The sequence below is a fragment of the uncultured Campylobacter sp. genome (genome assembly GCF_938045625.1).
Taxonomy (GTDB): domain Bacteria; phylum Campylobacterota; class Campylobacteria; order Campylobacterales; family Campylobacteraceae; genus Campylobacter_A.
On sequence record NZ_CALIAV010000102.1, the window covers coordinates 59,064 to 70,432 of the forward strand.

At 47.0% G+C, this 11,369-nt stretch carries 12 protein-coding genes; all 12 read right to left on the reverse strand.

Annotated features, from left to right (window positions below; translation table 11 throughout):
- Positions 1–53: 53 nt before the first annotated feature.
- Entirely contained in the window at positions 54–611 is a 558-nt protein-coding gene (locus Q0386_RS09865) for a hypothetical protein (RefSeq protein ID WP_299030381.1), read from the reverse strand.
- Positions 612–814: 203 nt separating this feature from the next.
- Positions 815–1,687: an aldo/keto reductase gene (locus tag Q0386_RS09870; RefSeq protein ID WP_299030384.1), complete on the reverse strand. Its 873-nt coding sequence runs from the start codon at positions 1,685–1,687 to the stop codon at positions 815–817.
- 282 nt (positions 1,688–1,969) lie between these two features.
- Positions 1,970–2,839: a neutral zinc metallopeptidase gene (locus tag Q0386_RS09875; protein WP_299030387.1), complete on the reverse strand. Its 870-nt coding sequence runs from the start codon at positions 2,837–2,839 to the stop codon at positions 1,970–1,972.
- Between the two features lie 268 nt (positions 2,840–3,107).
- Positions 3,108–3,467, reverse strand: a complete 360-nt coding sequence (locus Q0386_RS09880; RefSeq protein ID WP_299030422.1) for a VanZ family protein — start codon at positions 3,465–3,467, stop codon at positions 3,108–3,110.
- A gap of 68 nt (positions 3,468–3,535) precedes the next feature.
- Complete coding sequence (gene argS / locus Q0386_RS09885) at positions 3,536–5,122, reverse strand: arginine--tRNA ligase (protein WP_299030390.1); 1,587 nt, start codon at positions 5,120–5,122, stop codon at positions 3,536–3,538.
- 9 nt (positions 5,123–5,131) lie between these two features.
- The gene (locus Q0386_RS09890) at positions 5,132–5,356 is read right to left on the reverse strand and encodes a twin-arginine translocase TatA/TatE family subunit (protein WP_002952710.1); all 225 of its coding nucleotides are present in this window, start codon (positions 5,354–5,356) and stop codon (positions 5,132–5,134) included.
- A gap of 40 nt (positions 5,357–5,396) precedes the next feature.
- Entirely contained in the window at positions 5,397–6,005 is a 609-nt protein-coding gene (gene gmk / locus Q0386_RS09895; RefSeq protein WP_299030393.1) for a guanylate kinase, read from the reverse strand.
- Complete coding sequence (locus Q0386_RS09900) at positions 6,006–7,580, reverse strand: saccharopine dehydrogenase (protein WP_299030396.1); 1,575 nt, start codon at positions 7,578–7,580, stop codon at positions 6,006–6,008.
- A gap of 64 nt (positions 7,581–7,644) precedes the next feature.
- Positions 7,645–8,406: a flagellar biosynthetic protein FliR gene (gene fliR, locus Q0386_RS09905; RefSeq protein WP_299030399.1), complete on the reverse strand. Its 762-nt coding sequence runs from the start codon at positions 8,404–8,406 to the stop codon at positions 7,645–7,647.
- A gap of 421 nt (positions 8,407–8,827) precedes the next feature.
- Positions 8,828–9,484, reverse strand: a complete 657-nt coding sequence (locus Q0386_RS09910) for an ABC transporter ATP-binding protein (protein ID WP_299030402.1) — start codon at positions 9,482–9,484, stop codon at positions 8,828–8,830.
- A gap of 6 nt (positions 9,485–9,490) precedes the next feature.
- On the reverse strand, positions 9,491–10,555 hold the full coding sequence (gene tsf, locus Q0386_RS09915) for a translation elongation factor Ts (protein ID WP_299030405.1): 1,065 nt from the start codon (positions 10,553–10,555) through the stop codon (positions 9,491–9,493).
- Complete coding sequence (gene rpsB / locus Q0386_RS09920) at positions 10,555–11,355, reverse strand: 30S ribosomal protein S2 (protein ID WP_299030425.1); 801 nt, start codon at positions 11,353–11,355, stop codon at positions 10,555–10,557. Before rpsB ends, tsf begins: the two co-directional genes overlap by 1 nt.
- Positions 11,356–11,369 lie beyond the last annotated feature (14 nt).

Sequence of the window (11,369 nt, forward strand, 5' to 3'; positions counted from 1 at the left end):
TCGTGGGCGACCAAAAGCACCTTGCTGCCGTCGTTAAAGGGTAAAATTTCAGCCTAGTCGTAGATGATCTCTAGCTCGTGGCTAAATCTCGCCACCAGCTCGCCGCCGCTCTTGCCGTCGTAGCCTTTTACGAGCTCAATCTCGCCTCTCCTAAGAAGGGCGTAAATTTCGTTTCGCTTGGACTTGCCCACGGCGATGACGCCCTTTGCCACCTCGCTCACGCGGTCGCCCTCCAGCAGATACAGCGTCTTGCCGTCGTCGTTTGAGGCGATAAAAAGGACGTTCTCGCTGCCAAGAGGGCAAATTTGATCGATGTCTCTTAGCTTTTTTCTCAACTTTTTATCGAAAATGACGTTTGATGGCGGAAAATCGGCTCTAAATTTCGCCGTCTCGCCGCGCTCGTTAGCTTCCTTTAGCAGCGCAAAAACCGCCTTGCAGAGCTGCGTCACACCCTCGCGCTCATCGACCGGATCCTCGCCCTTGTAGGCGTCCCAGCCGTGCACCTCGGCAAACGCCACCATATCGTTTACGGCCTTGGCATATTTCTCGCCCTTTTCGTTCCACTCTTTTTGCCACTCCGCCTTAAGCGCCTCGTAGTCCAAGTTTTTCATTGATTTTTCTTAGGTTTGTTGTCCGCTTTTTCGCTGCGATTCGCGAAATTTTAGCCAAGTCCGCTAAAGCTAAATTTAACGTCTATCAAGCTAGCAAATTTAACGCAGTAAATCAGCAAAATGCTCTTAAAATTTGCCATCAACCCAAGCTTGCCAAATTTAAGACACGCAAATTTGATGGCAAAACCGGCCTCGTCCGCCTACTAGCTCCGCCAGAGCTTTTCTACCTGCGCGGCGTCCTCGTCCGCAAGCTCAAAGCCGAAAATATCGATATTTTCAAGCAATCGCTCCTTGCTAGCGAAGTTTACTACCGTGCAAACCCCATGTTGTACGAGCCAGCGCAAGATGATTTGTGACCGCGTTTTGCCGTATTTTTCGCTGATTTGCGCGAGCGCGGGCTCTTTTAGCTCTTCGCCGGGCTCGTATAGCAGCTGCACTTGCACGTCATGGTCGGTCACCTTGCCGCGCGCAGCAAAGCGCCGCAGACAGGAGCGAGAGCGCGTCTGATAAACCGCGGGCTTAACTTCGCTACCTTGCGCGATTTTGGCTAAATTTTCGACTCCGAATTTTCCAGGGTAATCGCAAATGCCGATCGCCGCCGCAAGTCCCTCGCGGTAAAGCCGCTGTAAAACGTGCCAAGCAAGGCTAACATCGCCCGCCCCTACGCGCAGCAAAAGTAGATCGACGTAGTCGGTATTTAGTTTTTTTAAGGAGCCCTCAAAGCTTTTTATCATGCCGCTTTCGTCGCCGTTTTGAGCCTCGAGCGCGCTTTGGACAAATAGCTGTCCGCCCCCTAAACCGCTAGCCTCAAACGCGGCTGCTGCAGCCTCCTCGCCCCCCCCGTCCGTATCGATCAGGCGGTAACCTAGCCCAAGAGCCGCCCCCAGCGCGTTTTTGTCTTTCAAATCATCAAATTTAGCTGCGCTAAGTCCGACGATCGGCATCAAAATTCTGTTATTTAGCGTGAGATACGGCGTCATCGCGGCAAGCCTCTCGCCGAGATTTTTCGCGCCGCTTAGATCTACGCCGTCCGTCAAATTTGTAGCGCCGATCTCGCCGGTCTGCTGAGCAAACAAATTAACTCCCGCAGTAAGACCCGCCGCACAGGTCGCAGCGCCCTTTATGAACTCTCTTCTTTTTATGTTCGCTCCGTTTTTTGATTTATCGGTTGCTGCGCCAAATTTACAAGCCGCGCGCCGAGCAAACCGTGTCGCGTCCAAATTTATTTAAAATCACGGAAATTTAAATTTGAGTTGCACCAAACGACGCCCAAAGAGCCGCATTTAAATTTATCTAAAACGCGGCCGAGTAGAAATTTCGCACTCGCCAAACGCAGCCAAAGAGCTAAAAAGTCAAATTCAAATCTCAAACGCGCAGGAGCTTGGCTGTCCGCCTTCAAATCCCTTTTTAAACCACGTCATACGCTGTTTTGACGAGCCGTGCGTGAACGAGTCTGGCGCCACGCGGCCTTGGTATTTTTTCTGTAGCGCATCGTCGCCTATCGCGCTCGCGGCATTTAGCGCCTCCTCGATGTCGCCGTCCTCTAGCACCTTGTAGCGCCCCATGTAGTGTGCCCAGACGCCCGCATAGCAGTCGGCCTGCAGCTCGACCTTGACTTGCAAGGCGTTTTGCTCGATAGGGCTTTTCGTGCGCGATTTTAGCTCGTTTACTTTACCGAGCGTGCCTAGTAAATTTTGCACGTGATGTCCGACCTCGTGGGCGATCACATAGGCCTGCGCGAAGTCGCCTGCGGCCTTGTATTTGACCTCTAGCTCGTCAAAAAAGCTAAGATCCAGATAGACCTTTTTATCCGCGGGGCAGTAAAAAGGCCCCATCTGTGAGCTAGCCGTGCCGCACGCGCTAGAAACGCCGTCTCTAAAAAGCACCAAACTAGGCTCTTTGTACTGCGCGCCGCCCGCCTTAAATACCTTACTCCACACGTCCTCAGTCTGCGCCAGTACCGCAGAGACGAAGGCGACCTTTTCCTTTTCCTGCGGGCTATCTAATGCCGCCCTTTGAGTGCCCGCACCGCCGCCATCAAGTAGCGCGAGAGGGTTAAAGCCCATAAAATACGCGACCGCGCCGATAACTAGCACCACGCGGCCGATGCTTGAGCCCAGCAAAAATCTGATAATCGGTATGAGCGCGCCCAGCGAACCCATGCTGTTTACGCTGTTTTGCCGCCTATCCTCGACGTTATCGCTTCGTCTGCTGTCTTGCCATTTCATTTTTTACTCTTTCGTTTTGGGTTTTTCTTTTAAATTTAGCCGCGAGTTGTGCTGTTTTTTAGCGTCCGCGAAATTTAGCCTTCTTGCCTCGTGTTGCTAAATTTTATGCTGCATTTTAGCGACTATTTATAAATTTATCGCTTTAGCCCGCCGTTTCGCTCAAATTTGACGCGGTAAATTTGATGGTAAAATTGAGTTTAAACAAAGCAAAACGGCGCGGCACAAAATAAGCTCGCACAGCCGAGCCGTCAAATTTGAAGTTTCAAATTTAAAATCTAGCTCTAAGCCGATCCAAAATATACCCCAAAATTCTCGCTAGCAAGATCCCAAAAACTATACCGATGCCGTCTGCTACGATATCTAGCAGGCTAAAATAGCGATTTGGCACAAACGACTGCATGATCTCTATCTGGATACCGTAAGCTAGCAAAATAGCGACCTTTGCGCCCAAATTTAGCCTACAAAAGCCAAAATGCAAAGTAACGTAAAGCGCGGCGAATGCGATGAAATGATTTGCCTTATCCCAACTGTTTTCGATGAGTTTTATCTGTGCTGGCGTGAGGGCCAGATACTCTATCGCTATCAAAAATACAAAGAAAAATGCAGCGGAAATTTTGGAAAGATTCATGGATTTTAAGTGGTTGTTTTTAAACAAGAAGCGCCGGTTAGCGCTTCTAAATTTATTAAATTTAACTCTTACATCTTGTCTTTTGCAGCGATACCCATTAGACCTAGAGCCGTTTTTATAGAGAGCGCGACAACGGCGAAAAGCTTTAAAAGCTCGTCTTCGTTTTCGCTGCCTACGACGCGATTTTCGTTGTAAAATTTATGAAAATTCGCAGCCAGGCTCTTTAGATAGTCGCAAATTTTATTTACCGCGCGCGTGTTAAAACTATCGACCAAGATATCGTTTAGCGTGAGCGCCTCAAATAGCAAATTCTTGCCGTCTTCGTTCAAATTTGCAAATTTAACGCCTGCGACATCAGCGACGTTTTTACCTGCTTTTGCGAAAATTTGATTGATCCTGGCGTGCGCATAGTTGATATAAAATACCGGGTTTGAGCTATCCTCGCGCTTTAGTTCGTCCACGTCAAACTCCAGGTGTGTGTCGCAGCGCTTGCTAAGGAATATAAATCTAAGCGCCTCATAGCCGATCTCCTCGACCACGTCGCTCATCAGCACGACGTTGCCCGCGCGCTTGCTCATCTTGTAGGCTTCGCCGTCTTTTAGCAGGCTCACCATCTGCGAAAGTATGATCTCAAGGCGGTTTTCGTCGTATCCAAGCAGATGCAGCGCCGCCTTCATACGTGCGATGTAGCCGTGGTGGTCGGCGCCCCAGATGTTGATGCAGCGGTCAAATCCGCGCCTAAATTTATCGTCGTGATATACCACGTCGCCGGCTAGATAGGTGCCGCGACCGTCCTCGCGCACGATGACACGGTCTTTTTCGTCGCCGACTTCGCTTGATTTTAGCCAGATTTTACCCTCGCTCTCGTATATGCCGTTCTCGCTTTTTAGGCGTTCTAGCGTGAGAGGGAGCTTGTCATAGTAGCTCTTTTCGCTGGCCCAGTTTTCGATGAAAATTTGCGCGTCGGCTAAATTTTGCTTGATCAAAACCAGCACCCTATCCTTGCCAAACTCGGCGAGTTCTAGATTTCGGCTCTCGTCGTAAAATATCTCTTTGCCGAATTTCTCTAGCGCTTCTTTTGCGATAGGCTCTATGTAGTCGCCGCGGTAAAATTTCTCCGGATACGCCACTCTCTCGCCGAATAAATTTTCGCGCGCCCAAAGCGATATGGACGTTCCTAGAAGCTCGATTTGATTGCCTGCGTCGTTGATGTAGTATTCAGTCGAGATATTTTCGCCGATATGAAGCCCGACGCGAGCTAACGTATCGCCGAAAACCGCACCCCTAACATGCCCGATGTGAAGCGGACCAGTCGGGTTTGCGCTGACGTACTCGAGCAAAATTTTCTCGCCGCTAGTTCCGCCGCCTTTTGCAAACTCGCTCGGATTTGCAAGGCTAGCCGAGGCAAATTTATCCAAAAATGCAGGCTTTAGTTTAAAATTTATATAGCCGTTTAGCGCCGTTGCCTCGAAAACTTCGCTATTTTCAAATTTAGACGCTAGCTCGGCGGCTATTGCTACGGGGGATTTTTTGAGCTGTTTTGCCAAACTAAAAGTAGGCATCGCGTAGTGCGCCAAGCCCTTATCTTTTGGCTTCTCCAGCGCAAAGTCAAAGTCCACGACGCCTTTTATTTCGTTTATTACGCTTTTTTTCAACGCCTTTCCTTACGCGTTTTTAGCCGTATCTTCAGTCTTTGCGGCGGTTGCGGTTTCTTCTTTTTTCTCTTCTACTTTTTCTACGTTCTCGGCTTTTTTATCATCTTCCATTTCTGATTTGAAGCTCTTTATTCCCTTACCTAGGCCTTTTGCGAGCTCAGGGATCTTTTTCGCTCCAAAAAGCAAGACCACGATAAGTAAAATAATAAGCAATTGTTGGACGCTTGGACCCATTTTTTCTCCTTTTGATTTTCGTTATATTAGCATAATTTTATCAATTATTCCATTTGTTAATAATCTCTTTTGCGTCTAAATTTGACGTTTTTAGGCGCATCGAGCGCAAAATCCCGCGCAAATTTTCATAGCAGTTTTGCAAGTCGTCGTTTATCAAAAAATAATCATACTCTAAGATATGCTCCATCTCGCCGACTGCGTTTATCAGCCGCTTTTCGATGGTTTCCGCGCTATCGGTGCCGCGATTTTGCAACCTTGATTTTAGCTCGTTTTTGCTAGCCGTCGTGATAAAAACGGAGGTGATATTTTTGGCAAATTTTGATTTAGCGATATTAAAACCCTGCACGTCGATGTCAAAAATCGCTATTTTGCCCTCTTCAAGCGCCTTTAAAACGGGCTTTAGCGAGGTACCGTAGTAGTTGCCGTGCACGCACGCCCACTCCAAAAACTCATCCGCATCTATGCCTTTTTTAAACTCGTCTTCGCTTGTAAAATAATAATTCACGCCATCGGTCTCGCCCCGTCTCGGCGCTCTCGTTGTGCTTGATATCGAAAAATAAAGATCGTTTTCCTCTTTTAAAAGACGGCTTAAAAGCGTGCTTTTACCGCTACCGCTGGGGCCGGAGACGATTAAAATTTGCCCCTTCAACTACTTTTCCTCAAAGCTTATATTGATTTTTATGTTTAGGTTTTTTAGAGCCTCTCGCAGTTCGCCGTCTTGCAGCGAATTTTCTAGATTTTTAGCTACCGCGTCTGAAATTTGAGCCTTAAGCTCGTCTATTTTTGAGGCCGTTTGAGCTTTTTGCGAGCCTAAATTTACCACCTCGCCGCCCACAAATCCGCTCTCATTAAGTGCTAATGCCATATCTTTTTCGCTGATTTGCTCGATATCGCCGTACTCGCTCGGATCAATCTGCGGCTCTATTTCAGGCTCATTTTGCATGGCTTCAGGCTCGCCGATTTCTTGTTCTTCTTGCTCGGAGCTTATTTCCGTCTCGCCTTGCTCCTCTGCGGCAAAAATATCATCCGCTAGCTCGTCTTCCAAAATATCTTGCGCCAAATTTTTATCCTCTTTCTCCGCCTTGCTCGCTACGTCCATATCATCTAGTAAAGACTCATCGCCCAAAGCGCTATTTTTGACCTGCACCTCTTGCTCGTCTAGCTCGTCGGATTTCATATCCATATCGGCGAAGATATCCTCTTGCTCCTCAGCTTCTTCTATTGCAAATTTATCGTCATCTTCCGCTTGTTTAAGGCTTTGCAAAACTTCAGGCTCGTCCGCGCTATCCATATCGACAAATTCATCCGCATCTAGCTCGTCCGTCGTTTCAAATTTAGCGTCCAAAGGTTCGTCGCCAGTATCTAAATTTTCAGATAGTTCGTCCATCTTATCTATTTCGTCGATTTGATGTTTGATATCCTCGATACTACCGTCAAAATCAAGCTCAAATTTATCTTGAGCCTCTTCGAGATCGTCTTCGCCGTCCGCGGCAACAAGCTCCGTTGCGCCGAGTTCAGGCTCGTCCGCCGTTTCAAATTTGATATCCATAAGCTCATCCGGCATATCCAAATCAGTAGAAAGCTCATCAAATTTATCGTCTTTTGCGGCGATTTCAAACTCTATAGTTTCGTCGTCCGTACCATCTAAATCCAGCTCATTGCCTTCGAGCTTCTCGCTTAGCTCGTCCATATCGTCGATTGCTTTTACGATCTCGTTCAGCTCGTCAAAGGCGCTATCTTTGACTGGTGCCCCTTGCAAATCATCCTCAAACTCGTCATCTAGCTTAAACTCGCTTACGTCCGCCTCCATCGGCTCGTCCTCAAAGACATCCCCAGTTGGATCATCTATAAACTCAAATCCCTCGACCGACACTTCCGCGGTTTCATTATTATTTGTCGCAGCAGGCTGCTCGGCACTCTTTGTTTTACTCGCCAGATCCTCCACGATAGTGATAAATTCCGTCGGTAAAAACGGCTTTGGCAGTATCCTGTCGGCATATTCAAAGGTCGGAGAATTTTTAGAGGAAAGGTATAAAATTTTATTTGCGAATTCTTTTAGGTTCATCTCTTTTGCGTCGATATCGCTGTCGATGATAAGCACGTCAAAAACGCCGCTAAGCTCGCCTACATCGCCGATTTCAACGTATTCGTAACCCATTTTGCTAAGAGCCAGCGTCGCCAAACGCGATACCGCGGGATTGGCGTTTACAAGAACGATTTTCACGAATTCTCCTTTTTATACCTAAAAAACGTATTTTAAAACATTTTCCATTACTTCAAGCTTAGTTTTAGAAAAATAGCGACGGAAGATCGTTGATAACGCGAAGCACGAGCTGTCTAAAAAGCTCCATCATGCCAGCTAGTATCGCGATCAGCACGGCAAAGCCGATCGTGATCTTGATCGGATAGCCAACGACCAGTAGGTTAAACTGCGGCATCGTCTTCATCAGCATACCGAAAATCAGATCCGAAAGCAGCGAGAGCGCCAAAATCGGAAAGGAAATGATAAATCCGAAAGTGAACAAATTTATCATCGACTTTGAGGCGTACTGCACGATATCTGGGCTCGGGTAAAAGCCGCCTAACGGAACGTGCGTGAGGGAATTTGAGATAAAAAGTAGGATCAAATGATGCCCGTCAAAGGCCAAAAATGTCATGAGTGCGAGGAAATTTATGATATTTGAGATCACGGGCGAGCTAAGGCCAGTCTGTGGGTCGAGCACCGATGCCATCGAAAAACCCATGATCATCGATATCTGCTCGCCAGCTAACTGCAAACTGGCAAAAACGATGTGAAGTAGCAGTCCTGCGCAAACCCCCAGCGCCGCCTCGCTCACGATCTCTACGGCTAGATAGTAAATCTCGCCGCTTTTGATACTGGCAAGCGGAAACAAAAATAGCGTTAACAGAAACGAAAATGCGGTCTTGACGCTCATAGGGATCTGCTCATGCCCGTAAAACGGGAAAAACAGCATCAGCCCGCCGATACGTGCAAACAGCAGCATAAATGTGATCACACGCTCGGGCGCAAAAAACTCGACTGGCTCCACCTGAATCTTTCGTTTTGAATTTAAATGCCGTTATTTTAGGGTTAAATCCTTGAAAATTTGGTAAATTTGAAAGACAGATGAAAATGTGCGGAAATTTAGGCGTGATCAAGGGCTTTAAAATACCGCTTTGTCTACCAAATTTTATGCGCACTATTGTTGCTTTTAAATTTAAGAGGTTTAAATTTGGCGGTCGCTTTTAGCTTTTGTTTTGGGTTAAATTTTAGTTTGCCGGGGGTAAATTTAAAAAATCACTACGCTTTATAAAATACGGCTAGCAGGCTAAATTTGATCATAAACTTTGTTCGTTCAGAAGTAATAACCTTAGGCGGCTTGCGATAAATTTAAACTCAAAAAATAGCTCGTAAATTTAGCACGCAAATTTTAAATGGTAAATTTGAAAACTCGTCGCCTATAAAAATATTTAAATAGCTTCAGGATAAATTAAAGAGAATTTTTTATCTTCGAGGCGATAAACCTCGTCGCATCTTTGCGCAAGCTCGTTGTCGTGCGTGACTAAAACCAGCGCCGCATCGTTTGCTTTGATGTAGTTAAACAGCGTTTGCATCACTTCGTTTGCGGTCTGTTTGTCCAGATTTCCGGTCGGCTCATCGGCAAATATCACGCGCGGCTTTTTGCAAAGCACTCTAGCGATCGAGACGCGTTGCTGCTGCCCGCCGCTTAGCTCGCCTACTTTTTGGTTCATTACGCCGTCTATTTTTAAATTTGCCAAAATTTCATCGTCGATCTTTTGCGCGGATAAAACGGAGGCTAGCTCGATATTTTCGTGCGCGCTAAAGCCTTTAAAAAGATAGTGCGCCTGGAAAATAATACCGAAATCAAATCTGCGAATGCGTAAAAGCTCGTTTGCCGATAGGTCGTAAAGCGACTTACCGCCATAGATAACTTCGCCGTTTTTGGGTCGCAAAAGAGTGGAAAGTATATGAAGTATAGTTGATTTGCCACAGCCGCTAACGCCCGTTATAGCGCAGCTACCGCCGGCATTGACACTTAAATTTACATCCTCAAAGAGCGTATAATCATACGCAAAGCCTAGATTTACGCCCTTTAAGATTTCCATTAAATTTTAGCCTATTTGCGCCGCAACCTCGGCCGCAAAGTCCTCGTTTTTCTTCTCTAGGCCTTCGCCAAGTTCGAAGCGAACGTATTTTACCACCTCGATCTTGCCGCCTAGCTCTTTGCCTTTTTCTTCAATGACTTGCTCAATAGTTTTTTTATCGTCCATTACGTAAAACTGTCCAAGTAGCGTAAGGCGCTGATCTAAAACGGTGTTGTCGGCGTAAAATCTCTCGATCTTGCCAGGGATGATCTTATCCCAAATTTTTTCAGGTTTACCCTCGGCTTTTAGCTCTTCCTCGATAGCTTTCGTAGCTTTAGCCAGCTCTGCGTCGCCTATTTGGCAGCGGCTAGCATACTCAGGGATGTGGTGAAGCGGCTTGCCTAGGCGCTTTAGTTCTTCGTTATCTTTTTCAAGCTCGGCGCGAAGCGCGATAAATTCCTTCTCGACGAACTCTTTATCAAGGTCTTTATAGCTTATTACGCTTGGTTTCATAGCGGCTGCGTGCATACACAAATTTCTTGCAAATTCAGCCGCTTTGCTTGCGATTTCAGCGCTTTCGCAAGCTAGGCCGATCAGTACGCCTACGCGGCCGTTTGAGTGTACGTAGCCGTTTACTACGCCTTTGTCGTCCGCTTTTATAGTTTCAAAGCGGCGAACGACCAAATTTTCGCCGATAGTAGCGATCTGGGTTTTAAAATAATCTTCAAATTTAACGCCGTTGATAACGCTTGCATTTAGGCTCTCGACGTCTTTTATCAAATTTGTCTGGATGTGCGCCGTAGTGTCTTTTGTCAAATTTTGAAACTGAGCGTTTTTAGCGACAAAGTCTGTCTCAGAGTTTATCTCGCTGATAGTTGCGGTTTTGCAGTGGTCGCAAACAACAACGCTCACAAGCCCCTCGCTAGCTAGGCGGTCAGCCTTTTTAGCAGCTTGACCTAGGCCTTTCTCGCGCAATATATCAACGGCTTTTTCCATATCGCCGTTAGCTTCGGCTAGCGCCTTTTTGCAGTCCATCATTCCGGCTCCGGTTGATTCGCGGAGCTCTTTTACCATTTGTGCGCTGATTTCCATTACTCTTCGTCCTCGCTGAAGTCCTCGGAGAAGTCTTCGCTCGCAGCCTCGTTTACGACTGCGTCTTTTTCGGCTTGGCTTACGGCCTCTTTGCCTTCTTCTAGCTCGCCGCCGTCTTTTTCAAGCTGAGAGCGTCCCTCGATGATAGCCTCAGCCATCTCTTGGCAGAAAAGCTGAACCGAGCGGATCGCGTCGTCGTTACCAGGGATCGGGAAGTCGATAACGTCAGGATCGCAGTTCGTATCGATCGGAGCTACGACAGGGATTTTTAGGCGGTTAGCCTCTTGTACGGCGATTTTTTCTTTTACGGTGTCGATGACGAAAATCATATCAGGCACGGTTTTTAGGTTTCTGATGCCGCCTAGAGACGCTAGAAGCTTCTCTTTTTTGCGGCGAAGCATTAGAGCTTCTTTTTTAGTTAGTAAATTTATAGAGCCGTCCTCCTCCATAGCCTCGATTACTTCGAGTTTGCGGATAGATTGGCGGATAGTACCGAAGTTTGTCATCATGCCGCCTAGCCAGCGGTGATTTACGTACGGCATGCCGCATTTTTCAGCATACTCTTTTAGAGCTGCGCCAGCTTGCTTTTTAGTACCTACAAAAAGTATAGTTTTACCCTCTGCAGCCGCGTCGCGAACGACGTTATAAGTGTAGCGGAAGTAGCGGATAGTTTTTTGTAGATCTATGATATAGATACCTTTTCTCTCGCCGAAAATGAATTTTTTCATCTTCGGGTTCCATCTGCGTGTTTGGTGTCCGAAATGAACGCCGCACTCTAGCAAATCTCTCATTGTTACCATGAGTTTTCTCCTTG